The following is a 23,690-nucleotide window of genomic DNA, read 5'->3' as shown; positions in this document are numbered from 1 at the left end:
ACGGCCTGCACGAGCGCCCCGCCACCAACGGCTACGGCCACCCGCCGGAACGCGCCACCCCCCAAGACGTCACCCGCCACCCCAACGGGGCCATCCACCCCCGGCGGCCCCCACCACCACACCCCCACCCGCTACACTGACGCCGGTGCTCCGCCACGGCAGCGCACCACCCACACTGCAGGAACCACGTGTCCTACAGCTCCCCGCCTCCGTAGCTCAGGGGATAGAGCACCGCTCTCCTAAAGCGGGTGTCGCAGGTTCGAATCCTGCCGGGGGCACGACAAAGCGCCAAGTAGTTGGACATAACACCCCTCCGCGGATGTCACGGAGGGGTGTTTTTGTCCCAAGTGGGACCTGATGGGAGCGGCACGATGACTAACATCAGGCAGCTTTACGTCGAGCACCCCCCGGCGTTTCGCACGGTTTCTCCATGACCTGTATGACATTCCCGCCCTGGCCGGACCGCTTCGGCGATGCTGGGCGTCGACGGAAACACCTGGCCGCACGTACCGGAGAACCCTCTGGAGAAAGCGGTGCACACCGCTTCGATCGCCATGGTGCGCACCCGCCCCGAGTCCCGCACTTCAGGCCCGTACTCCATGGGTACGAGGTGCCCACCGATGCACATCACTCGCGTAGTAACATGTACTACATGGAGACCACGGCCCGCGAGTTCAACCAGAAATCCTCCCAGATCCTCGCCGCAGCAGCCCGCGGCGAGACCGTCACCGTCACCAAGAACGGGACCCCCGTCGCACGGGTCGTCCCGATAAACGACACCGAGGTGCCCCCGTACCCGACCGACGCCATGGGCGACCTCGACCTCCCCGATCTCGGCCTGCCCGACCTCACCGACGACGAGATCGAGGACACCCTCAAGGGGATGGGCGCGTGAGCCTGGTCGCCGTCGCCGACACCAACGGCCTGTACCGCCTGCTCGACCCGAAACTCACCGGCCACCAGGAACACAAGAAGGCCCTGGCAGCAACCAGCCACCTCGTCATCTCCCCCATGGTCCTGGCCGAACTGGACTACCTGATCTCAACCCGTGCCGGAGCCCAGAAGGCCCTGATCGCGGCGCGCTTCATCGAACGTAACGTCGCAACCCGACGCTTCGAGGTGCCCTCCGTCAGCACTCAGCTGAGCGCGGCGATCGCGGTCGCCGAAGGCTACGCGGACGCCGACGGCGGCAAAGGCATCGGCCTCACCGACGCCATGAACGTCGCCCTCGCCGCCGCCTACCGCACCGATGCCCTGCTCACCACCGACCACCACTTCCGCATGGTCCGGCCCCTGACCGGCCACCCGGCCTTCAGACTCCTGCCCGACGACCTGTAGAGATGGTGGACGGGGACGGATTGGGGCGCGCGAGCCACCTTCCGGACCGTGGTGGCCACTTTTGCCGTGACCTGCCGAGACCACCGAATGTGCCAGTCGCAGTTAATCCCGCGCGCACTTGTCCACAGTGGTACGAGTGGCCAGCACGTAGCGAGGAGCGCCTCGACCGGCGCGGTACTGGAGCCTGGCCATGCACCGGCACAGGGGGCGTAAACGTGGTGTACATCGGCGAGGCTGCCTCACCACCGCCATCTCCAGCACGGGCCCAAGAGTCCTGCAACCAAGATCCTTCCTGTCCAAGCAAGGCCACGGAGGTTGCCGCGTCCGGCGGGACCCGCCCCGGTGACGCCGGCCGATCCGCGGCGCCGGACTACCTCGGCGTCCCGGATATGGCTGAGCCGAATCGGCCATGGCTGAGTCGCGCTCTTCCGGGCTCGTCCTGCGTTGTCGAGACTCTCGGTTCGGGGCAGTGCAGGGGGGGGAGGCCGAATTGGCTGTTCGACGTGGACGCATTCCGGCTGGTCGTCGTCGGCGGAGGGCGCGGGCGAAGCCGATCGTGCTCGCCGGTGGTGGGTTGCTGATCGTGCTGGTGACCTTCTGGTCGGCGGTATGGCCGTACGTCGTAGGGGGCGTGCTCCTCGGCGGCACGGGAGCGGTGGGTTGGTGGCTGTGGCGTACCGACCGGAGTGTGCGTGCTCGGGACTGCCGCTGGCGGCAGGACGAGGCGGTGAAGGCCGGTCGGCGGACCCTGACCGAGGTGGATGCGATGACGGGCACCGAGTTCGAGGAGCTGGTTGCCGGCTTGTGCCGCCGGGACGGGTGCACCGAGGTTCGGCGGGTGGGCGGTTCGCACGACAACGGTGCCGATGTCGTCGGTCGTCTGCCGGATGGCCGGACGATGGTGATTCAATGCAAGCGGTACGCGCCCAGCAGCACCATCGCCAGCCGTGAGCTACGTGACTTGCTGGGCGCCAAAGTGCACTTCCGGGCCGACGTGGCGGTATTCGTGACGACCACCAGGTTCAGCCGTCCCTCCGAGAGGTTCGCGGTGGAGCACGGCATTCTCGCCGTGCATCGCGATCACCTCGGTCTGTGGAACAACGGAGCGTCCCTTCTGGCGCTGAGCCGTGTGAACGGGCACGGTCAAGGGGACTCCCGTCACCGGGCGCGCTGGAACCAGGCCTACGGGAAGTGACCTGCTCCGAAGGGCCGCCGCTGGGTCAGTCGGTGCTGGTGTCGTAGAGCCTCCACGCCGGGTAGCGCATGGCCTGACCACCTGTTTCGGCGCCGTCCAGGAGTTGGCGGCGGTGCAGCATGAGACGCAGGTGGCGTGCCTCGTCGACGTCGTCGTCCGGCCCAAGGTCGAGCAAGACCGCGCGTGGACCGGCAGCGTCCTGGGGCCGTACCAGTACGTCGACAGGGTGCCCGTTGACGCTCTCGCCGAGCGCCGCCCTCGTACCAGGCTGTGCGGACATGACCTGGTAGAGGCGCCGCAGCAGGTCGTCTCCGGCGCGCTCGTCGACGCGAGGGCGGTTCGTGGTGGCGGCGTTCAGGAGCTCGGCGGCGACACCGCCCCACTTACGCCACAGGTTCATGTCCCCGACCACGATGAGGTGGCTGCGGGCCCGGGTGATGGCGACATTCCACAGGTTGAGCTGGCGGTGAACCCAGCCGATCGCGCTGTCATGCATGCCCTCACCCGCGACGAGGGAGAAGATCATGACGTCGCGCTCGCCGCCCTGGAAGGTGTGCACGGTGCCGACGCGCAGCCGTTGCTGGCCGTATCGCCTCAGCTGGCTGCGGAGTTCGTCGGCCTGGGGTGCGAAGGGAGTGACCACACCGATCGTGGCCTCATCGGACAGCTGCTCCAGCAGGGCGCGGACGAAACTGTCCACCTGCCGGATCTCATCGTGGTTCACCCAGGAGCCGCCGTAAGGGGGTCGGGTGGCCCGTCCGGGAACGTGGGACCAGAAGATCGGTCGTCTGGGCAAGGAGGGGCGGCCTCGAGTGTCGGTGAGGACCGTCAGTCCCTGGTCGTAAAAGAGCTCGTTGGACACGGCGGCGATGTCCGGGTGGCAGCGGAAGTGCTCGTCGAGGAGGAGGGTGTCTCCGGCAGCCCGCTCGGCGGCGTGGAATGCGGAGTGGCGGCGGTGGGCGAGCCGGCGCTTCTCCAACCAGTCGGAGCGCAGGCCGGTCTTGCGGCGGATCAGAGCCTCGCGTTCCGGGCTGATCTTTGCGATGTGCGGTAGCTGCATGGCGTCCCCGATGATCAGGGCGCGCCGAGCCCGGAACAGCAGCGGAAGCACGTGCGGGATGGCGCACTGGCTGGCTTCGTCGATGACGACCAGGTCGAAGAGGGCGGGACCAAGGGGGAAGCGTCGCGCGGAAAGGCTGGTGACCGCCCAGCCGGGTGCCGCGGGGAGTACTTCGCGTACGGCGGGCCAGTCGGTGCGGTTGCTGTCCCTCGCGCTCAGAAGGTTGCGGATGCGCTGGCGTCCGGCGCGCGCGTTGGTCAGCACAGTGCTTTCGAGGAGGGTGCGAGAGGCGTTCTGTACTCCGGCTTGGGCGGTGCCGAGTGTCTAGCGAGCTTGTCGTCATCGAGGTCGGCGACCCGTGCGTAACCGTTGCGCCATGATGCTTCCGCGGCCGCGAAGCCGGCGAGAGCGAGACAGCCTTCTACTCGGTCACCTTCGAAGGTTCCCAGACCGATCTTGGTCAGAAAGCGCCTGCGCCGCCATGGGCCGAAGAGCCGTGCGCGGGCGAGACGTCGCGCACGGACTTCCAGCTCGTCCAGCCGCTCTGCCTGTGACAGGTTCTCGGTGAGTTCGGATACGGACCGGCCGAGTTGTTCGGCGTGCTCCTCACGCAGTTTGCCGGCTTGCAGCAGATCCTTCTCGGTCTTGGTGACCTGGGCGAGGTCCTGCCGGACGCGGGCGAGTTGGCCGAGGGCGATGTCGACGTCCATGGCGGCAGTGGCCGTGTTGAGCACGGGTTCCGGCGCGGTGCGCAGGGTGTCCAGGCCTTTGGCCTCGGTCTCGAGGTAGTTCCCGGACTTGGCCCGGGCTGATCCGGTGCGTATCACGCTTCCGGGTACGAGCTTGTCGCAGCGGCGCCAGACCTCGTCCACCGCCTCGTTGTTGTTGGACGCCACGAGAACGGTCTGGCCGCTGGTGACTGCTGTGGCGACGAGATTGGCCACGAGCTGGCTCTTGCCGGTGCCGGGCGGTCCGGTGGCGACGGTCAGACGCCGCGTCATGGCTGAGCACAGCACAGCGGCCTGGGCCTCGTTACAGGACAGTGGTGTCACCAGGCGTGACGGCTCTTGCTCCGACAGGGCCAGTGCGCGGGTCCGCTCCGCTAGGTCGGGGGAGAGGGCGGAGAGTGCTGTCGCCTGGATGCGGTCCGTCTGCTCGGCGATGCCAGCGAAGTCGTCCAGGAGTTTCTTCGTGTAGGCGGTGTCGGGCAGTGCGGTGAAGAGGACGGCGGTATTGCGGGCGCCGTGGCCGGGTGTGTGGATGTCGATGCGGTCGGCGAGCTGATCGGGATGGAGTTCCTGAACACACGGGATCTCGAACTCCTCCATGAGGAGCTTGCTCGCTTCGACGGCCATGCGGTCGTGCTGGCCGCGATGCCAGGTCGGCTGGAAGGTATCGGCGAGCTGTGCGGCCTCCTCCTCACCGAGCCAGTCCCGCGCCAGCTGAGGGTGCGGCTGCACGGGACCGTAGGGTTTGAGCCGTACCTGGCCGTCTTCGGAGACGATCTCGACGCGGCGGATCAGCAGTGGTGCGAACTTCGGGTGGCGCCAGGGGCGTCCGCCGCGTGGTCCGGTCACGACGACGGCCGGGTAGCCGGCCCAGAGTTCGGCTTCCTGCTCGGTGGCCGACTCGATCAGCGGGACGGCTTCCGCGGGGACGGGGATGCAGCCGTCGTCGTCGACATCGCCGGAGAGAAGTCGCTCCGCCCCGGAGAGGCAGACGTACGAGGTGTCGTGGTCGCTCACCGACATCAACGGCGTTTCGGTCTCGTCGGACAGCACGCACTCGCGGTAGTAGTCCAGGAGCTGGGGCCAAGATGGCTGAGATTGCACGGACTTGGGAGTGGCTGCCTGGGCTGGCTGATCCGGCGCCGCGGGGGACGGGCGACGGGTGAGAGGTACGAGCAGCGGGGCGGTCCCGAGAGGACAGTCGGCGATGACGATGCGGTCGTCAACGCTGTGCGCGGACTTCACGGGCACCTGACGGGCGCCTTGGGCTCGCATGCGCCGGTTGACGTAGTGGAACAAGTCGTCCACCGAGACGTCGCCCTTGCCGTCCTTGCTCACCTTGCCGGTGCGCAGGGCTTCGATGACCTCGGCGGTGAAGGCGGACGGCCGCACCTCGCCGGTGCTGTTCGTGTCGGCGTACGAGTCCTCGCCGGCCCGTGAGGACGACAGCACGTACACGCCACGGCTGGTCAGCAAGGGCTCCTCAGCAGACTTCGCCACCGATTCGGGCCGACGGTCGGACGTACGCAGGCCCACAGCGAAGCCGCCGCTGCGGCAGCAGTCGATCACCAGGACCTTCTGCGGGGACCAGTACTGCTCTAGTTGCTCGTTGACGAAGCCGGCGCTCACGCCGGTCTCGGCGATCCGGTCGAAGTCGGTGTCGGTGGCAATGAAGTGGAACTCCCCGCCGTCGCGGACGAGTCGCGCGCCGTGTCCGGACATGTACACCAGGGCCAGTTCGTCCTGCTCGCAAGTTTCCAGGAACTCGCTGATGGCCTGCCGCATGTCGTCGGCGGTCAGGTTGTCCCGGGACTCGATGGAGATGAACCCGCCGATGTTGCGGTGTCTCAGGACCTGCTCCATGCCCCAGATGTCGGCCTGTGTCGACGGCAGCGGCGGGAAGCGGCTGTCGTCGTAGTGCTCATTGCCGATCAGCAGGGCGCGGCGCTTGACCAGTCGAGTCACTCCCCGTCGTCCTCCGGCGCGCTGGACGGGGCGTCACCCACTTTGTCCAGGAACTCGCGGACCACGCGCTCCTGAGCGGCGTCAGGGCGGCCCGTGATGGCGACGGTGTGCCCGTCGTAGGTGACCTCGACCTTGCGGTGACGGTCCTTGGCGCACCATTCCTTGATCGCGGTGATCAGGACCTGGGAAGCGGGCCGGGCGACAGCGGTTGCCGTGGCAGCCCAGAGCACCAGGTCGCCAACACCGGCGCCCTTGTGACCGGGCTGGACTGCCGCATCGTCTTGAGCGAGACCGGCAACCACGCCCTCCGACTCCTGCAGTGCCGCATACAGATCACGCGTGAGCCGTTCCTGCCGCAGCGCGTCCCCGCCGGTCGGCACCACGAGCTGCCACCGGCGCCCCCTGTCCCGCATTCACCACTCCTTGCTATCGAGCCGTCACGTGTGATGACTCTGGCATGAAGGTGCCCCTGGCAACAGCTCGGCGGGTATCCGCAGGGGCACCATTCAGCCAGCCGCCCGCTCTCCTGAAGTGGTTGTCCAGCCCGCTCACCGAGCCCACACTCGCTGGAACTCTTCGGCCGGGATGGCCTCCAACGGATCCTCTTCAGGGTCGATCGCTTGGTCTGTCAGAAAGCCGTGCACGTCCTCCAGGTGCTCCCAGCTGTACCGGTGGAGTTGGCCGGCCGAAGTCAGCTCGGCTTGCTTGACGGCGATCATCTCGCCGCGGTCCAGTACGGCCTCGAAGTACCACGAGTTGCCGTCCTCGTCAGCATGGCGGAAGTGGTGTCGCAGGGTGGCGTTCTCATCGAGTGCTCGGAAGTACGCCACGGTCTCTGCTTTGGTGCGCTCCAGGTCAACCACGGGCTCATCGTGCCAGCGAGCGCGCGGGTTGCTCCGCTCTGACATCTAGGAGTGACATCAACGACGCCGGACTCCAGCACTCCTGGGCGGTCCGACACGGCCGGTGTGACCGGGTGGTTCCCCGGCAGTGCCGAGGAGCGATCGAACTCCGGCAGAGCCCTCCGCCATAGCCGACCGTGATCATCCTCGGCGCTACTTCCTGCACCCCGACTACTCACACCTGGCGCTGTGCTGCCGGGCGAGGATGATGCTGAGCATCCTGGTCCTGGACGAGGTGTCGAACTTCTCACCGCCAAGCCGAGCGAGGATGACCGCCAGCTTGCTCGACACTCGAAACTGGACCAGCTTGGCCAGTTGCTACACCACTCAGCGAGTCACCATCCCGAGCAACTCCGACCGCCCTAACAGCTCCGCCTCCTGGCGCCTAGCCAAGGCGTAGTCCGACACGTACATAGGCTTGCCGCTCGAGGGAGCGGGGCGCTTCGCTGATCGACTGGACGACCACGAGCGCCATCGCACCCTCATGTCGCCGAGCACCCTCAGGCTCCCACCGCATGGCCCCGAGTGTTGCCAGAACTCAGCAACACTGCCCTCCGGAAAAACTGAGCGTTCCCCGCCCTGAGCGACAAGTGGTGTCAGCTCCCGCGTAAAAGCCACATGGGTGAGAGGAGGCGCTCGCCCCATTGGACACGGCCTAGAAACCAATGACACAAGGTATCGACCCTTGAGGATCCTCTCCGCTTCCGGCAAGGCCGCCGGCCAGCTCATCATCAGCGGCGATCTGGTCTACCTGCGCAACCTCTACGGCGGCGAGGGCGGCTACCTCGACACGAACGGCCACGCCACCACCGACCAGAGGAACGCCGGCGCCAAGTACGAGGTCTCCACCTCACAGACCAGGGACCGCGCCACGGGCACCGGCCGATGGAGGATTTTCGCGCAGACCTCCTCACCTGCAGACCAGAACGTCCGCGCCGGCGACGTCGTCCACTTCTGGAACACCTACGGCGACAACGGCGGCTTCCTGGAGACCAACGGCCACAGCACCGCCACGGGCGGAAAGTACGACCTCTGCACGAACGGCTACTTCAACCGCAGCTCCAACGTCGCCGACTGGAAGATCCACAAGTCCACGGCCTGATCAAACAGGACCCGGCCCCGGCGGTCACTGACCGCCGGGGCCTCGCCGACCAACCCAGCCGCCGCAGGTCAGCAACTCAGCGACAGTCCGGCATCGTGAAGTCGTTCAACCAGGAGAAGGGATTCGGCTCTATCACCCCACAAGCCGGCCCCGATCTCTTCGTGCACTGCAGAGCGATCCAGGGCAGTGGCTTCAAAAGCCTCAAGGAAGGTCAAAAAGTGACCTCCCTTGAGGTGCCGCGCGAGAATGGCATGCAGGCGGACGCGGTCATCGGCAGAGGCATGAGCTCGTCCGCCCGGGTCGACTCGCCTCCCGGCCGGCGTGGTAGAAACCGCCGGACGGTAAGGCCACCTTCGGCCTTACCATCCGACCTTTTCGACTGGCTACCACCGCCCGGCAGAAGGACAGTGGGCAGTCGTGGTGAGTGCCTTACTGGTGCTGACCGTTGGCGTTGTTCAGTTCACCGTCGCTGCGGGTGTTGGCGTTGGTGTTCTTGGTGGACTGCGAGTCGCTGTTGATGTTCGAGTCCAGCAGCGAGATGTGGTCGACGAGCTGGAGGTTGTTGAGGGTGCCGTCGACGATCCCCGCGTGTGCTGGCGCAATGGCGACGATGGCCGTGCCGACAGCGAATACGGCAGTGGTAAGGATGCTTCGCTTCATCATGATCTGATCAACGGCCGCCGCTGCCGCAGGTCACCGCCGCCGACGAGCGATGCGGCATCGTGATCGTGCCTGCCTCTCCTCGCTCAGAGTTTCGAGCGCCAGCACACCAGCCTCCCCGGGGGCAGACTGACCGCCCAGCGGGTGCACACGCTGGCGAAGCTGGTTGCAGGACGTCGAGCCTGCGGGCGCGTTCAGCGTGTTGGTCGTAACCGCTCTGTTCATTGTTGCGACGGACGTCGTGCGGACCGGCGGACAACTCAGCCAGGGTGATGGTGCTGATCGCCATTTCGTCCGGCAGTTCCTCGGGGGCCACCCAACGGCGCAATGATGCGGGTGTCGAGGAGCCCCTGCGCATAGGCCGAGCGGTCAGCGGACATCGGGATCGTCCGGGTAGGTATCGGCCGTGGCCTCCTGGTCGGCGCGGAACAGGTCGAGGTCGACGTCGGGAGCGGCCTTGGACAGCGCGGCGAACTCCTGGCGGGAGACAAAGCGGCGGTGGCGCCGGAGCGGAGAGGAACGAGCTGACCGACCGGGTGTCCGTCGCGGGTGACGGTGAACGACTGGTCGCCCTGTATGGCGTCCATGATCTTCCGGGAGCGGTTGCGGAGATCCCGTTGGGTGATTTCGGGCTGCCACCCAACGAGGCTGGACTGGGCAGCCCTGGTGCTTCGCGTGTTCGGTGCGCACCAAGGCGTCCAGCCCGGGCGTTGTTCAGGGCTCGGATCGGGTGGCTGAACAATCCGTGCGGCGGTGGACTGGGCCTGAGGGGCGGGTGTCTGCCCGCGAAGATGCGATCGCCGCGCGGAGAGAGGTCGTGGGATGGTCAAGAGGGGGAGCGTCGCCGTGGTGGCCGCCGCCGGGGTGGTGCTGGTCGTTGGGGGCTGCGGGGGCGGGGCGGATGAGAAGGCCCGCTCGGTGGGCAAGGGGTCGGCCGAGCCGGCGCCGGTGCGGCCACCGTCGAGGGAGCTGGTGACGTGGGTCGGCGGCATGTGCGAGTCGGCGATCGCGCTGGAGGACCTTCGGGCGGAGAGCGCGGCGGACCTGAAGGAGATCCGGAACCCGGAAGAGATCGGTGCGTCCGCCGAAGTCCTCGCCATGAGCTACCTCTCCCGGACGCCGATGGCGGTGGAGGACGTGGAACGCGACCTGACGGACCTCGGCGCGTCGGGCGTGCCCGTGGCCGACCGGCTGCGGGACGCCTGGCTGAAGGAGGTGAAGGGCGTCGTGGTGGAACTCGACGAGGTGTCCCCGAGCGCGGCCTTCGACGATGCCGAGGGCAGTGCCGCGGGCGTCGACAGGCTCGTCCAGTCCCTCGCACCGCCCAAGCCGGACCTGCCCGCGCTGACGAAGAAGGACCCGCGGCTCGCCGCCGCGTACAAGAGCGCGGCGCAGTGCGCGCCGGGGTGGAAACCCGCCGAGGAGACGGCTTCGCCCGCGCCCGATCCCTCCGGCCCGCTGCCCAAGGCGGCGGACGGCAAGAACACCGGCGCGTGCTCGGACGGCGAGTGTGAGGTTCTGGTGACCTCGCCGGTGAGCATCACGGCGAACGGGCTGAGCGTGCATGTCACCGCGGGGGACGACTTCGTCACCTTCCGGACGCCGAACAGCGTGATGCAGCTCGGCGGCCAGGGCGGTGTGGCGGAGTTCGGCGACGATCTGAAGGCGACCGTCGTCGCGCAGAACGAGGACGGTGCCGTGCTGAAGTTCACCATCCCCTGAGCTGTCATCAGCGCTCCTCGCATACCTCCTGGTAGCCCAGTCGCGGCAGGTGCTCCTCCCATTCGGCTCGCGTGAGGACGCCGCCGGTGCGGTCACAGACGTACTCCGCGGCACGGTCCGCGTCCAGGGTCCACACCCGGGCCGTCAGGTCGTAGCCGGCGGAGGCGAGGGCGTCGCCTGCCGGGCTGAACGCGACGGAGGTGACCGTCTCCAGGTGGCCGGTGAGTTCCTGGCCGGCCATCCCGGCGCGGGCCGGGTCGACCACGTCCCACAGGCGGACCGTGTGGTCCCCGCTGCCCGTCGCCAGTGTCTTCCCGTCCGGGGCGAAGGCCACGGACGTGACCGGCCCGCGGTGCCCGGCCAGCTCCGCCCCCACCGGCCGCGCGCGGCCCGCCCGTTCCACGTCCCACAGCCGCACCGTACGGTCGTCGCCGCCCGTCGCCAGCGTCTTCCCGTCCGGGGCGAAGGCCACCGCGTTGACCGCCTCGTCGTGCCCGGTCAGGGCAGCGCCGGCGGGCCGCACCCGCGCCCCGGCGCCCACGTGCCACAGGCGCGCCGTGTCGTCCTCGCTGCCGGTGGCCAGGGTGCGGCCGTCCGGGGCGAAGGCCACGGAGGTGACGGCGTCCGCGTGGCCGCGCAGCGGTTCGCCGAGCGGCCGAACCCGGTCCGGCCCGCGTACGTCCCACAACCGCACCGCGCCGTCACGTCCGCCGGAGGCCAACGTGCGGCCGTCCGGGGCGAAGGCGACCGCGAGGGCACCGCCGTCGTGCGCGGCCAGCGGCTGACCGAGCGGGGCGGGACGTTCGGGCGTGGAGAGATCCCACAGCCGTACGGTGCCGTCCTTCGAGCCACCGGCCACCGTACGGCCGTCCGGGGCGAACGCGACGGCCAGCACCTCGTCCTCGTGGCCGGTGAGGGCTCGCGGCAGCCGGCGCGGGCGGCCCGGCTCGCCCACGTCCCACAGGCGGATCAGCGCGTCGTCGGTACTGGCGGCGGCGAGCAGGCGGCCGTCCGGGCTGTAGGCGACGGCGGTCAGCGGGTTGGTGAAGTCGGTCAGCACGGTCGGCGGCCGGTGCCAGAGGAGGACGCTGCCGTCGGCGCCGGTACTGGCGAGGGTGCGGCCGTCGCGGCTGAAGGCCACCTCCCACACGGCCTCCGTGTGGCCGGTCAGCGGCTCCCCGAGTTGCTGCGGGTACGCGGGGTTGGCCACGTTCCACAGGATCGGCGCGTCGTCCTCGCCCGCGGTCGCCAGGGTACGGCCGTCACGGCTGAAGGCCACCGACATGACGGGCGCGGTGTGCTCGGTGAGCGGTTGACCCAGCGGCTTCGGGCGGCCCCGGTCGGACGCGTCCCACAACCGTACGGTCTCGTCGAAGCCGGCCGTGGCCAGGGTGTCCCCGTCCGGGGAGAAGGCCAGCGACCAGACGGAGGCGGTGTGTGCGCGCAGCGGCTTGCCGAGCGGTGCGATCCCGTCGTCCTCGCTGAACCGCCACATCCGTACGGCCCCGTCGAAGCCGGCCGTGGCCAGGGTGCGCCCGTCCGGGGCGAACGCGACGGCGCGGACGCTGCCCGCCTCGGACTCGTCGGCCTCGGCGGGCTCGCCGAGCGGCGCGGGGCGGGCCGGGTCGCTCAGGTCCCACAGCCGTACGGTCCCGTCGTCGCCCGCGCTGGCCAGCGCCCGGCCATCCGGGGCGAACGCGACGGAGACGACGTTCTGCTCGCCGTGGCTCACCAGCGGCCGGCCGACCGCGCGGGGCCGCTCCCGGTCGCGTACGTCCCAGAGCTGGATGGCGCCGCCCCTCCCGGCGGCCACCAGCAGGTCACCGTCCGCCGGTGTGAAGGCGACCGCGCCGACCCGTCCCGTACGCAAGTGCAGCGGCCGGACCAGTTGCCGCCCCGTGGCGGTGTCCCACAGCCGGACCGTGCCGTCGTGGCCGCCGCTGGCGAGGGTGCGGCCGTCCGGCGCGTACGCCACCGAACTGCCGAGACCGTCGTGGCCGGGCAGCCGGGTGGCCAGCACCCGGCCCGCGTCCGAGGCCAGCCGGGTCCGCAGGTCCGGGGTGGAGCGCATGCGGTGCGCGGCGACGTCGAGCCGGGCGGCCAGCCCCGCGTGCGTCTCGCGGACGCTGTCGGCCTCGGTGGTGAGGCGGCCGAAGACCGCGTCGTCCCGTTCGGCCCGCGCGGTGGCGCGCGCCTGGAGGGCGACGACGGCGGTGCCGGTGGCGAGCAGCACGAGTGCGGCGAGTACGGCCACGACCGTACGGCGCAGTCGCGCGGCGCGGTGCCGGCGCCGGAGCGAGGCGGCCAGGAACTGCCGTTCCAGCAAGGTCAGTTCGTCGGCGCGGCGCTGCTCGGGGTCGCCCGGTGCGGCGTTCTGCGGGAAGGCGTCGCGGGCGGCGTCCAGGCGGGAGCCGGCGTAGAGCGCGGCGTTCTCTCGGCCGAGTGCCTGCCAGGTGCGGGCCGCCTCGGAGAGGGAGCGGTGGACGCGCAGCCGGTCGCGTTCGGCGTCCACCCATGCGCGCAGGCGGGGCCACGCGGTGATGAGGGCTTCGTGGGCGAGGTCGACGGTGCCGTCGTCGAAGGTGATGAGCCGGGCTCGGACCAGACGTTCCAGTACCACCCGGGTGTCGGCGGGGTTGCCGAAGTCCAGCTCCGCGTGCTCGGCGGGGCGACGCGTGTCGGGTGCGCCTGCCCCGAACTGTGGGCTTCCCTCCAAGGCGGCCCCCCAGCCGGGGGCGACGAGGCGGAGCAGGATACGGCGGGCCAGCTCGGCCTGCGGCGCGGTGAGTTCGCCGTACACCTGCTCGGCCGTGCGGACGACGGCGCCGTGCAGCCCGCCGGCCGCCTCGTACGCGGCCTCGGTCAGGACGCGGCCGCTGCGGTGGCGCCAGGTCTCCAGCAGGGCGTGCGACATGAGCGGCAGTCCGCCCGGGGCGTCCTCGACCTCGTCCAGGAGGCGATCGGTCAGGGAGCGTTCGACGATCAGACCTGCTGCGGCGGCCGGGCGGACGATGGCCTCCCGCAGCTCCGCGCGGCTCATCGGCCCGACGAGCAGCGTGGCGTCCTGCAACGCGGCGGTGAGGCCGGAGTGTTCGGCGCAGCGGCCGAGGAAATCGGCCCGCACCGCGATGACGACGCGCAGCCGGCTGTCGGCGTCGGTGGCGGCGAGAAGGCGGTCGATGAAAGCGTCCCGGTGGGCGGGGCGGGCGGGGTCGGCGGGGCCGGCGGGGCGGCCTGGGTGAGCGGGGTGGGCGGTGTCGGCGAGGCCGCCGGGGTGGCCGGGGCCTCCGGGGTTGGCGGGGTCGGCGGGGTTAGGGGGCCCGCCGGGATGGGCGGGGCCAGCGGGGCCCCCTGGGTCGGCGGGACCGCCGGGGTGGCCGGGGTGGGCGGGGTCGGCGGGATGGGCAGGGCCAGCGGGGCCCCCTGGGTCGGCGGGGCCGCCGGGGTGAGCGGGGTGGCCGGGGCCGCCGGGATGGGCGGGATGGGCGGGGCCGCCGGGGTGGGCGGGGCCGGCGGGGTGGGCGGGGCCGGCGGGGTTAGGCGAGCCGCCGGGATGGGCAGGGCCAGCGGGGCCCCCTGGGCCGGCGAGGCCGCCTGGGTCGGCGAGGCCGCCGGGGTAGGCCAGGCCGCCGGGGTGAGCGGCGTCGGCGGGGGCGACGCCAGCGGGGTCGGCGCCGAGGGTGTACAGCTCCTCGAACTGGTCGACGATCAGCCAGGTGTCGGCGTCGGTGCCGGGTACGGGCGTGAGCCGGTCGGCGTGCGTGCGCAGCGGGTCCGCACCGGGCGTGAGGATGCGTACGGCTGCCGGAGGGGAATCACGGTCGCCGTCACCCGGAGTCCGCAGCCGGGGGATCAGGCCGGCGCGCAACAGCGAGGACTTGCCGCTGCCGGAGGGGCCGAAGACGGCGGTGAAGCGGTGCTTGCGGCTCAGCTCGGTCAGCCGCTCCACGAGCTGGTCGCGGCCGAAGAACAGCTCGGCGTCGCCCGGTTCGTACCGGGTCAGGCCCCGGTACGGGGGCCGGGAGGTCTCGTCGTGGGCGGCCTCGGCGGCCTCGGCGGCCACCTCGGCCGACGTCTCGCGCCAGCGCCGCTCCCACTCGTTCACGTCACCGCCGCACGCCTTCACGTAGGCGAGCGTCACCGCGCGGGTGGGCAGCTGCTTCCCGGCCGCCGCCTGCGACAGGGCGGTCACCCCGTACCCCGCCTGCTTGGCCATCGCCCGGTACGTGGGCTTCCCCGCGGACTCGCGCAGCGCGCGCAGCCCGGCGGCGAATCGCGGCACCGGTCCGGCCGCCGGATCCAGTTCCCCTTCGGTGCGGCCCGGCCCTGATTGTCCCGCCACGTCCCGCCCTCCCCTCGTCCACCCCTGCCATCGCCGGGCCCTCACCCAGCGCGCCCACCCGGGCGCCCACGGTAGGCAGCCGCGGGGACGGGCGCAATCGGACTCCCGCCGTATCGGCAGGCGGGGCAGGGGCGTTCACGCGATCCTCGCGCATCCTCCCGGCCAGTTGGTCCGGTTCACGCCTCCGAGTTGTTCAGGGCCGGAAGAGGGCCTGCTGAACAACGGCGTACGGCGGTCGAATACCCGAGGGACATGACGTGGACGGACTCACGACGGGCCATGGCGTGGTCCGAGCCCGGCGAAACGGGGGAGGGTTCGGGCCCGCCTGGTTCCGCTTCGCCGGTTCGCCGGTTCGCCGGTGGCGCGAACGCGGACCGCGACTGCACACCGCGACTGCGTCCAGTGCGCCCCGTCCATGCACCAGACCATCCAGCTCGGCAACTTCCAGGGGGACGACATGCAGAGCGCCGTCTGCGAAGTGGACTGGGCCCGGGTCTACAACCTGCCGGACAACAAAAGCGCGAGGTGATTCCGCGATGCACAGCTCTCCGCACCAGCCCCATCAGACCGGTCAGCCAGGTCAGCCCGGCCCGCCCGATCCATCCGGTCAGCCCGGTCCGCCCGGTCCGCCCGGTCCGTCCACTCCCTCCACTCCGCCCGAAACGGCGCGCATGACCGGGGCGCTCGTCTTCGTTCTCGTGATCGTCACCGTGCACGCGCTGGGCACGGCCTTCGGCGGCTGGGCGATCCTCCAGGAGAACTACAGCAAGCAGGAGCACGGGCAGAACCTGCTCATGCCGATGGGCATGGCCTGGTTCGTGGCGCTGTTCTGCTGGGGGATGGCCGCGCTCCAGGTCGTCTGCGTCGTACTGGCTCGCAAGCGCCGCCCCTGGGTCCGTGTGGTGCTCGCCGTGTGGCTGATCCTCGTGGTGTTCTCGACGGTCCTCAGTTTCATCGGCTCGCTGGCCGCCGGGACGCCCAGCCTCGCCATGCTCGTGGTCTCCGGCATCGATGTGGTGGCCCTGTGGGTGGTGCTTGGCGAAACCGGCCGCCGCTGGTTCTCCGTACGCAGTCAGGCGCCCACCGCACCTCGGTGGTGATCACCCATGGAAGACCCGACGTACGAACACGACCCGTACCGGCCGCAGCCCGGCGGGCCGCCCGGCGGGCCGCCGGAAACGCCTCAACCTCCCGGGCCTCCCGAGCCCCCCGAGCCGCCCAGGGCCCCTGCGCCCAGGGCCCATGCCCCGTGCGACCCGGTGGCGGTGGCGCTCGGCAACGCCTCACTGCTCGGCATCGGTTATCTGCTGCTGCGCCAGTGGCGGCTGGCCGCCATCGCCCTGCTCGGCACCGGCATGCTTCTCCACCTCACCGCCTCGGCCGCCGCGACCTGGTGCGAGCTCCTGCTGCTCCTGTGGTGGGCGGCCGGCATCGCCCACGGCTGGTTCCTGGCGCGCGGGCGCGCGGAGCACGTCGTACGGCGCGGGCAGCGCGCGGGCGCACTGACCGTCACGGTCGCGGTGCTGCTGACCGCCGTGCTGCTGCGCGTCGACGCGTACGGGATCGAGGACCGCGTGACCGAGGCCCGCGAGGGCGGTGATTGCCGGACGGCCGTGGCCGCGCAGGGCGAGGTGTGGTTCGGCCACCGCCTGGCGGGCGCGCCGGTGGTCGAACCCGGCGACGCGGTGGTGGCGGCGTGCCACCGGCTGGAGCGGGCCGCGTCCGCCCTGGCCGGCGCCGGAGGGAACGGCAGCATCAAGGACCTGGAGCGGGGCTTCGGCATCCTCGCCCGCGTCCTGAGCGAGCCCGGCAACGAGAAGACCGTCGAGACGGCCCTGCACGCCTTCCTCGACGACCTGCCCACCGAGGACTCCTGCGAGACCGCCGACATCACCGGCTGGCTCCGCGACCGTGAGCCCACCCACGACGTACTTGACCGGTCCGCCGACACCGCGACCCGTGTGGAACCCGCCGCGTTGGTGGGATGTGGCGACGATCTGATGGATGAGGGCAACTGGCAGCACGCGCGTGCGCACTACCAACGCCTCCTCGACACGTACCCGGACGACGCACGCGTGGACGAGGCACGCGGCGGTGTGAAGAAGGCCGGTCTCGCCATCGAGCTGGACACGGTACGCCGTCTGGTCAAGGACACGTTCGGCGCGGAGTCCGGCTACTGCGACACGCCCGCCAAGTACAGCGGCGCCCCGCCGTACCGCAAGGGAATCAACCGCGCGCTGTTCCTCGGCGACACCGAGTACACCGCCCAGCTCCCCGGCGACTGGCGCACCGGCGACCCGGCCAAGGCCGCGCTCGTGGTCTGCGCCGACACGGCGGAGAACGGAGCCGCCGTCGAGACGTGCTACTACGAGAACGACCGGTCGAAGTACCTCCCCCACAAGGTCACGTTCCACAAGGTCAAGATCCCGCTGAAGGTCTACGAGCTGCGCACCGGAAAGCGCGTCGACCCGCGCGAGGTGCAGATCAGCGGCACGAGCTGCCCGCGCGTCCTGCACTACGAGTATTACGGCACGTACGACCTCGGGCCGGGCGGCGACGAGTTCGTCTCCACCACCAAGTCCGGCGTACGGGACGCGTTCCGGCCGGTCGTCACACGGTGACCACGCCGAACGGCTCCTCACCGGCGCCGTGCCGGAAAGGTCCACACGCGGCGAAACCAGCCCAGCCGCCGGCGCGTGGTGAAGTACGTCAGTGATCGCCTCAGAAGGGAAGACCCTTGCCCATCGAAGGACCACACCCGTCCCGTCGTACCGCGCTGGCTCTGGGCGCCGGCACGGCACTGTCCGCCGCCCTCTCACTCGGCAGCGGGACGGCATACGCCTTACCCGGCGCGGGCGGCGTCGGCTCGCGGCTGAGGGAGCTTGAGGAGGAGCACACCGCCCGGCTGGGTGTGTTCGGCCGCAACATGCGCACGGGCAGGACGGTGGCGTACCGGGCCGACGAACGCTTCCCGATGGCCTCGGTGTTCAAGACGCTCGCGGCCGCGGCCGTCCTGCGCGACCTCGACCGTGACGGTGAGTTCCTCGCCAAGCGCATCCGGTACACCCAGGAGTACGTCAAGAGGTCGGGTTACTCCCCGATCACCGCGAAGGCCGACAACCTCACAGGTGGAATGACCGTCAGCGAGTTGTGCGACGCCGCCATCCGCTTCAGCGACAACGCCGCGGCCAACCTGCTGCTCCGGGAACTCGGGGGACCGACCGCCATCACCCGGTTCTGCCGCTCGATCGGCGACGGCATCACCCGGCTCGACCGGTGGGAGCCCGAACTCAACTCCGCGGAGCCCTGGCGCGTGACCGACACCACCACCCCCCACGCGATCGGCCTGACCTACGCCCGCCTCACCCTCGGCAACGTGCTGACGCCCCGGGACCGGCACCGGCTCACCGACTGGCTGCTGCGCAACACCACCAGCACCGAGCGCTTCCGCGCCGGCCTCCCGGCCGACTGGCTGCTCGCCGACAAGACCGGCAGCGGCATGTACGGCGGCGCCAACGACGTGGGCATCACCTGGCCGCCGGACGGCCCCCCGATCGTGATGGCCGTCCTGACGACCCAACCCGAGGAAGACGCCCCGGCCGACAACGCGCTGGTGAGAAAGACGGCCGAACTGCTGGCGGCGGAACTCGTCTAGCGCCGAGGCACGGCCCTGCCCCTGTCTGACAGCTCGCCACTGTCAGGGCAGGGGGCAGGGCCGTTCTCGTGTTCCCCGTCAGGGCAGCTCGTGGCGGAGGAGCGCCCGGGCGATCGGCTCGCCGCCGGCCTTGGCGTACGCGATCCATTCCTTCACCTCGCGCAGGGTGCGGGGACGGTAGCCAGGGCCGCCGCAGCAGCTCTTGTGGAAGCGGATGCCCGCGTTGAGGAGCACCGACAGGACGCGCCATCCGGCGTCGTCGCGCCTTCGCGGCGGTGCGAAGGCCGAGCCGACGTGGATCAGGGGTTCGCGGCATCGGGCGCAGCGTCGTTCGTCGGCGGTATGGGGGTCGGGGTAGGACTGCTTGTAGGAGGCCCGGCACGGCAGGCAGACGTATGAGGTTTTCCCATGACCGGACATGTGGCCACAGTAGGGATCGTCCACCGCCGCGCACCAGCGATTTCCGTACCGCTGGCCTTCGTCAGCGGAGTTCCTCCGGGCAGGGGGTGCCGCGGGGGAAGAGTTTGTACGGGGCCGCCAGGCGGTAGACGCCGGGCTTCGGGGCGAGCAGTTCCGTCCACTCGTCGCCCTCCCGGTCCTCCTCGGCCTTGAGCAGGCAACCGTGGGTGTTGACGAAGGACTTGGGGCCCTCCTCGCGGAGCTTCGACGCCTCCGTCTCCTGCGGCGGCTCCACCTTCTTGCCGTCCTCGTCCAGCAGAGCCAGCCAGGGCGAGAAGGGTACGCGGATCAGCACCTTGCCCGCCGTACGCACCCGGATCGTCACCTCCCCGGCGCCCGCGCGGTCCACCGTCGCCGGTGGGTCGGCGAGCGGGGTCGGGTCCTCCACCGCGTACAGCCGCCAGTTGGCGTCGGACCAGACCGGGCGCAGGTAGGGCTGGCCGTCCTTGACGAGTTCCGCCTCCTGCTGGGCGCCGGTGTCCGGCTCGCCCTTGGGGAGCACCACGTAGTGGACGGCCCAGCGGTGCAGCCAGTCGCGGTAGGTGGCGGAGTTGAGCGTGTCGTCGTAGAAGATCGGGTTCCGCTTCATGTCCGCCTGGCGGTTCCAGCCGCGGGCCAGGTTGATGTACGGGGTCAGCGCGGACGCCTCCCGGTGGCTGCGCGCCGGGACCACCTCCACCCGCGCCTTCTCGGCGCCCAGCTGCTGCAACTGGTTGATCAGCGGCGCGGCCTCGCGCGCCCAGGACGCGTCCGGCGCCGTACGGATGATGTCGTCGGCGCTCTTGAAGCCGATCCACAGATTGAGGCCCGCGAAGGCCAGGACGAGCGCGTACCACTTGCGCGTGCGCGGGGCGGTGTACGGCAGGGCGGCCAGCAGCACCACGCCCGCGAACAGCATCGGCAGCCGCGACACGTTCGACCCGATCTGCGAGTCGATCAGCCACGTGAGGAGCGTGCCGAGGGCGTACACCGCGGCGCCCGTACGGACGGTGCGCCAGTCCTCCGGTACGAGGAGGAAGACGAGGACCCCGAACGCGAACGGCAGCAGCGTCGAGCCGAACGACATCGGCTGCGTACCGGAGAAGGGGAACAGCCACGACGACAGCGCGACGACCACGACCGGCGCGAGACCGAGCGCGTACGCCCCCGGGCGGCGCTTGTTGAGGAACAGGGCCGCCGCCGCCACCCCCAGGAACAGCCCCGCCACCGGACTCGCGGCCGTGGCGAGCCCGGCCAGCGGCGCCGCGACCGCCGCCTTGGCCCAGCGTTTCGTACGCCACCGGTACGGCCAGCAGAACACCGCCGCCACCGCGCCCAGCGCGAACATCATGCCCAGCCCGAAGGTGACGCGCCCCGACAGCGCGTTGCAGAGGAACGCGAACACGCCCGCGAGAGAGCACGCCAGCGGGTTGCGCACGGCCCGCACCCGCACGAGGATCAGCGCGGTCAGCGCCGCCGACGCCGTACCGGCGATCATCATCGTCGTACGCACGCCGAGCAGCGACATGAGGTACGGGGACACGACGCTGTACGACACCGGGTGCATCCCGCCGTACCAGGCCAGGTTGTACGCGGAGTCGGGGTGACGGCCCACGAACTCCGCCCACGCGTCCTGTGCGGCGAGGTCGCCGCCGCTGTTCGCGAAGACGAAGAACCAGACGACATGGGTGAGTGCGGCGAGCCCCGTCGCGACGGTGACCGGATGCCGGAGCAGGGACAGGCGGGCCAGGGACGTCCCGGACGCGGACGTACGGGGCACGGACGTACGGGGCACGGACGTACGGGGCGCGGACGTGCGCGGTGGGGAGAGGGCCGGTGCCCTGGGCGCCAGTATTCGCGCCCGGGCAGCCGGAGCGCTCTCCACGCGCGTCGGCTCAGCGGTGGTCACTGCGGCCTCTCTGCTCTCTGCGTCGTCCCCCCGGCCCCCGGGCTCCCACACACTCCCAGGCCCTTGCTGCGTGCTGCGTGCTATGTGCTGCGTGCGAAGACGTCGTTCCGGCACCTCGCGTTGCCCGGACTCGACTTTCCGGGACGCTAACACGGGGGCGCCCCGGAAATCCGGGGCGCCCTTGAGGGTTTCAGCCGAGACGCGTCAGCTTGTCGCCGAGGCCCGGTTCGGCCATGGCGCTCCGCAGGGCGACCGGTACCCGTACCTGGCTGGCGCCCTCCCCCACGGTCAGGACGCCGACCTGGGTTCCGGCGGGTGCCGAGTGGGGCAGTGCGCGGCCGGCGTTGCTCAGCTCCAGCTTGACCGTCAGCCCCGACCACCCGACGACCTTCACGTCCTTGGTCGCCACCACCGGGGTACGGCCGCCGAGGCCGTCGTCCACGGCGCCCACGACATCGCCCTTCTTGACGACCGTCTGGCTCTTCAGCAACTGCTGCGTGGCCAGCATCGCCTCCTTGCTCGCGGCGATCGCGCTGCCGAGGATCGGCGTCTTGTACTGGGCCAGGACGGCGCCGACGATCAGCTGGTCGGTGTCACCGACCTTCTTGTGCGCGGCGAAGAGCAGGTTGCCGCCGGCCTTGGTGGTGCTGCCCGTCTTGATGCCGAGCGCGCCGTCGTACGGGACCAGGTCGTTGTAGTTGCGCCACTTCTTGCCCGACGGGTCCGTCCACCACGGCATCGCGGTGATCTCCACCAGCGCGGGGATCTCCACGAGCTTCTCGCCGAGCTTCACCTGGTCCTCGGCGGAGCTGACGGTGGTGTGGTTCAGGCCCGAGGGGTCGGTGTACGTGGTGTTCTTCATCCCCAGCTCCTTGGCGGTGTCGTTCATCTTCTTGACGAACGCCGCCTCGGAACCGGCGTCCCAGCGGGCGAGCAGCCGGGCGATGTTGTTGGCGGAGGGGATCATGATGGCGGCGAGCGCGTCGTACTGCGAGATCTTGTCGCCGGCCTTCACCGTGTTCAGCGTGGACTCGTTCTGCGCGTCGTAGCCGCCCTCCTTCTCGGCCAGGGCGTCGATCTCGATCATCTCGCCCTTGGCCCCCTTCTTCAGGGGGTGCTCCTTGAGGATCACGTAGGCGGTCATGGCCTTCGCCACGGAGCCGATGGGTACGGGCTTCTGCTCGCCGAACGAGTCGACGGTGCCGAGGCCCGTCGCCGACATGTAGCCCTGGCCCTCGTTCGGCCACGGCAGGGACGGCTTGCCGCCCTCGAAGGTGTACGACGGTTTGGCCGTGAGCGCCAGCGTGGGCGCGGGCAGCGGCCGCACGAACTGCACGATCGCAAAGACGATCACCAGGAGGACGACCAGCGGGGTCCAGATCTTGATGCGCCGGACGACCGTACGGACCGGGGTCTCCGGCGGGGGCGGCGTGTTGGTCAGCTCGGCGAGCATGTCGAGCGGCGGGCGCGGCGGCATCGGCTGCTGCTTGGTCCGCTCGGCCTCGGTGAGGGAGGCGGGGGCGGCGGGGGCTGCCTTGTCGGCGGCAGCGGCAGCGGCGGGGGCGGCCGGGGCTGGGGCCGGGGCTGGGGCCTGAACCTGCGGTTCGGGCTTCTTCGCGGCGGGTCGCACGTCATCCGCGCGCAGGGGGACGAACTTGCTCGTCCGCTCGGCGGGGGACTCGGGGGCCTGCTCGGGCCGCTTGGGCGTGACGGCCTTCAGCGTGGTGGTCGGCTGGTCCACTGCGGGCCGCCGCACCGCCTTGAACACGGCGGTGGGCTGGTCCACGGGCGACTCGTCCGCCGGGTCGGTCTGGTCGGTCGCGTCGGACGCGTTGGCTTTTGCGGCCGGAACGTCGCGCTTCGCGGATGCGTCCGGCTTCGGCGCCGACTCGTCGGACGCGTCGGGCCCACCGGTCTTTTCGTCGGGAATGTCGCGCTTGGCTGATACGTTCGACTCCGGGGACGGAACAGCCTTCGCGGGTACGTCCGGCTCCGATACCGGCGGGACCTCGGGCTTCGCGGGTACGTCCGTCTTCGCGGACGCGCCGCTCCGCGCGGGCCGGGCGCCGTCCGTCGCCGGAGCGTCGCTCGCGGCCGCAACGGCCGCCCTCGCCGACGCGGCGGCGTCGTCCCCCGGACCAGCAGTTCGCGTCAGCGACGCGGCGTCGTCATCCCCGGCACCCCCGCCCCGCGTCACCGACGCGGCAGAAGCCCCTCCGGCACCAGCACCCCGCGGCGCCGCCTTCGCCCGCGACGCCGCCGCAGCAGGGTCGTTTCCGCCCCCGGCGCCCTTGGCGGCGGCCTCGGGCTCGTCCGTCCCCACGGCACCCTTCTCGGCCGGCTCGGGCTCGTCCGGCTTGGTCACCCACGCCGCCACGGCCGCCCGCAGGCGGGCGTCGCCCTCGGCCGGGTCCGGCTCATCGGCCGGCTCATCGGCCGGCTCGGGAGCCGGGTCCGGGGCGGGCGGGGAGACCGCCCTGAACACCGCGGTCGGCTGGTCGACGCGGACATCTGCGTCCCCGTCCGAAGACGGCGCGTCGCCGAGCACGGCAAGCCGCGGATCGCGCTCGCTCGAAGCCGTCTCCCCCGGCGACTTCTGCTGCTCCGACTTGTCGGGGGACTCGCCCGCCACCGTGCCTCCTTCAATCAACGCGTTGTCCGAACCATGTACCAG

18 protein-coding genes, 1 tRNA gene and 2 pseudogenes are annotated in these 23,690 nt (G+C 70.8%); 10 read left to right on the top strand and 11 right to left on the bottom strand.

Going from position 1 to position 23,690, the window contains the following annotated elements; all coding sequences use genetic code 11:
• The first annotated feature begins 205 nt into the window (after positions 1 to 205).
• From QWM81_RS02935 to QWM81_RS02920, 4 genes are all read left to right on the top strand, one after another.
• Positions 206 to 278: transfer RNA gene (locus QWM81_RS02935), tRNA-Arg, on the top strand.
• Between the two features lie 374 nt (positions 279 to 652).
• Positions 653 to 895, top strand: coding sequence for a type II toxin-antitoxin system Phd/YefM family antitoxin (locus QWM81_RS02930; RefSeq protein ID WP_073757835.1), 243 nt, complete (start codon positions 653 to 655; stop codon positions 893 to 895).
• On the top strand, positions 892 to 1,338 hold the full coding sequence (locus tag QWM81_RS02925; RefSeq protein ID WP_290109844.1) for a PIN domain-containing protein: 447 nt from the start codon (positions 892 to 894) through the stop codon (positions 1,336 to 1,338). Before QWM81_RS02930 ends, QWM81_RS02925 begins: the two co-directional genes overlap by 4 nt.
• A gap of 583 nt (positions 1,339 to 1,921) precedes the next feature.
• Positions 1,922 to 2,533 carry a restriction endonuclease gene (locus tag QWM81_RS02920; protein ID WP_353938275.1) on the top strand — a complete coding sequence of 204 codons (612 nt, stop codon included), beginning with the start codon at positions 1,922 to 1,924 and terminating at the stop codon, positions 2,531 to 2,533.
• 25 nt (positions 2,534 to 2,558) lie between these two features.
• Here the strand turns inward: QWM81_RS02920 and QWM81_RS02915 are convergent, their stop codons facing one another.
• From QWM81_RS02915 to QWM81_RS02900, 4 genes are all read right to left on the bottom strand, one after another.
• The gene (locus QWM81_RS02915) at positions 2,559 to 3,857 is read right to left on the bottom strand and encodes a DEAD/DEAH box helicase (protein ID WP_290109842.1); all 1,299 of its coding nucleotides are present in this window, start codon (positions 3,855 to 3,857) and stop codon (positions 2,559 to 2,561) included.
• Positions 3,851 to 6,286: a caspase, EACC1-associated type gene (locus QWM81_RS02910; RefSeq protein ID WP_290109841.1), complete on the bottom strand. Its 2,436-nt coding sequence runs from the start codon at positions 6,284 to 6,286 to the stop codon at positions 3,851 to 3,853. The genes QWM81_RS02915 and QWM81_RS02910 overlap by 7 nt, the downstream gene beginning before the upstream one ends.
• Complete coding sequence (locus QWM81_RS02905) at positions 6,283 to 6,699, bottom strand: hypothetical protein (protein WP_290109840.1); 417 nt, start codon at positions 6,697 to 6,699, stop codon at positions 6,283 to 6,285. The genes QWM81_RS02910 and QWM81_RS02905 overlap by 4 nt, the downstream gene beginning before the upstream one ends.
• 135 nt (positions 6,700 to 6,834) lie before the next feature.
• Complete coding sequence (locus QWM81_RS02900) at positions 6,835 to 7,149, bottom strand: hypothetical protein (protein ID WP_290109839.1); 315 nt, start codon at positions 7,147 to 7,149, stop codon at positions 6,835 to 6,837.
• A gap of 724 nt (positions 7,150 to 7,873) precedes the next feature.
• Here QWM81_RS02900 and QWM81_RS02895 point away from each other — a divergent pair.
• Complete coding sequence (locus QWM81_RS02895; RefSeq protein WP_290109838.1) at positions 7,874 to 8,290, top strand: hypothetical protein; 417 nt, start codon at positions 7,874 to 7,876, stop codon at positions 8,288 to 8,290.
• Between the two features lie 95 nt (positions 8,291 to 8,385).
• Positions 8,386 to 8,808, top strand: coding sequence for a cold-shock protein (locus QWM81_RS29240; RefSeq protein ID WP_435372311.1), 423 nt, complete (start codon positions 8,386 to 8,388; stop codon positions 8,806 to 8,808).
• Here QWM81_RS29240 and QWM81_RS02885 read toward each other — a convergent pair.
• The 3 genes and pseudogenes from QWM81_RS02885 to QWM81_RS02875 all read right to left on the bottom strand — a co-directional run bounded on the left by QWM81_RS02885 (position 8,720) and on the right by QWM81_RS02875 (position 9,537).
• Complete coding sequence (locus QWM81_RS02885; RefSeq protein ID WP_290109836.1) at positions 8,720 to 8,953, bottom strand: hypothetical protein; 234 nt, start codon at positions 8,951 to 8,953, stop codon at positions 8,720 to 8,722. The genes QWM81_RS29240 and QWM81_RS02885 overlap by 89 nt on opposite strands.
• A gap of 157 nt (positions 8,954 to 9,110) precedes the next feature.
• Positions 9,111 to 9,330: pseudogene (locus QWM81_RS02880) on the bottom strand (PIN domain-containing protein); the annotation flags it as partial.
• Positions 9,320 to 9,537, bottom strand: a pseudogene (locus tag QWM81_RS02875) (prevent-host-death protein). The pseudogenes QWM81_RS02880 and QWM81_RS02875, both read right to left, overlap by 11 nt.
• Before the next feature lie 235 nt (positions 9,538 to 9,772).
• On the opposite strand from QWM81_RS02875, the gene QWM81_RS02870 reads away from it, so the two are divergent.
• Entirely contained in the window at positions 9,773 to 10,672 is a 900-nt protein-coding gene (locus QWM81_RS02870) for a hypothetical protein (RefSeq protein WP_290109835.1), read from the top strand.
• Positions 10,673 to 10,679: 7 nt separating this feature from the next.
• Here the strand turns inward: QWM81_RS02870 and QWM81_RS02865 are convergent, their stop codons facing one another.
• On the bottom strand, positions 10,680 to 15,014 hold the full coding sequence (locus QWM81_RS02865) for an nSTAND1 domain-containing NTPase (protein ID WP_290109834.1): 4,335 nt from the start codon (positions 15,012 to 15,014) through the stop codon (positions 10,680 to 10,682).
• A gap of 671 nt (positions 15,015 to 15,685) precedes the next feature.
• Between QWM81_RS02865 and QWM81_RS02860 the strand changes: the two genes are divergently transcribed.
• From QWM81_RS02860 to bla, 3 genes are all read left to right on the top strand, one after another.
• Positions 15,686 to 16,114 carry a hypothetical protein gene (locus QWM81_RS02860; RefSeq protein ID WP_290109833.1) on the top strand — a complete coding sequence of 143 codons (429 nt, stop codon included), beginning with the start codon at positions 15,686 to 15,688 and terminating at the stop codon, positions 16,112 to 16,114.
• A gap of 165 nt (positions 16,115 to 16,279) precedes the next feature.
• The gene (locus QWM81_RS02855; protein ID WP_290109832.1) at positions 16,280 to 17,635 is read left to right on the top strand and encodes a tetratricopeptide repeat protein; all 1,356 of its coding nucleotides are present in this window, start codon (positions 16,280 to 16,282) and stop codon (positions 17,633 to 17,635) included.
• Between the two features lie 116 nt (positions 17,636 to 17,751).
• Positions 17,752 to 18,669: a class A beta-lactamase gene (gene bla, locus QWM81_RS02850; protein ID WP_290109831.1), complete on the top strand. Its 918-nt coding sequence runs from the start codon at positions 17,752 to 17,754 to the stop codon at positions 18,667 to 18,669.
• Positions 18,670 to 18,747: 78 nt separating this feature from the next.
• Here the strand turns inward: bla and QWM81_RS02845 are convergent, their stop codons facing one another.
• The 3 genes from QWM81_RS02845 to QWM81_RS02835 all read right to left on the bottom strand — a co-directional run bounded on the left by QWM81_RS02845 (position 18,748) and on the right by QWM81_RS02835 (position 23,648).
• Positions 18,748 to 19,089, bottom strand: coding sequence for a deoxyxylulose-5-phosphate synthase (locus QWM81_RS02845; RefSeq protein ID WP_290109830.1), 342 nt, complete (start codon positions 19,087 to 19,089; stop codon positions 18,748 to 18,750).
• A gap of 61 nt (positions 19,090 to 19,150) precedes the next feature.
• On the bottom strand, positions 19,151 to 21,016 hold the full coding sequence (locus QWM81_RS02840) for a DUF8823 domain-containing protein (RefSeq protein WP_290109829.1): 1,866 nt from the start codon (positions 21,014 to 21,016) through the stop codon (positions 19,151 to 19,153).
• A gap of 190 nt (positions 21,017 to 21,206) precedes the next feature.
• Positions 21,207 to 23,648 (bottom strand): D-alanyl-D-alanine carboxypeptidase family protein, encoded by a 2,442-nt coding sequence (locus QWM81_RS02835; RefSeq protein WP_290109828.1) that lies wholly within the window; start codon positions 23,646 to 23,648, stop codon positions 21,207 to 21,209.
• Positions 23,649 to 23,690: the final 42 nt, after the last annotated feature.

It is taken from the genome of Streptomyces ficellus (assembly GCF_030406405.1).
Taxonomy (GTDB): Bacteria; Actinomycetota; Actinomycetes; order Streptomycetales; family Streptomycetaceae; genus Streptomyces; species Streptomyces ficellus_B.
Note: the sequence above shows the minus strand (reverse complement) of the source record. Positions and strands in the feature narration are given on the sequence as shown.

Coding starts and splice junctions, on each gene's coding strand:
- QWM81_RS02845 (WP_290109830.1), bottom strand. CDS start 19,089: ATGTCCGGTCATGGGAAAACCTCATACGTCTGCCTGCCGTGCCGGGCC.
- QWM81_RS02930 (WP_073757835.1), top strand. CDS start 653: ATGGAGACCACGGCCCGCGAGTTCAACCAGAAATCCTCCCAGATCCTC.
- QWM81_RS02885 (WP_290109836.1), bottom strand. CDS start 8,953: ATGATGAAGCGAAGCATCCTTACCACTGCCGTATTCGCTGTCGGCACG.
- QWM81_RS02905 (WP_290109840.1), bottom strand. CDS start 6,699: ATGCGGGACAGGGGGCGCCGGTGGCAGCTCGTGGTGCCGACCGGCGGG.
- QWM81_RS02860 (WP_290109833.1), top strand. CDS start 15,686: ATGACCGGGGCGCTCGTCTTCGTTCTCGTGATCGTCACCGTGCACGCG.
- QWM81_RS02870 (WP_290109835.1), top strand. CDS start 9,773: ATGGTCAAGAGGGGGAGCGTCGCCGTGGTGGCCGCCGCCGGGGTGGTG.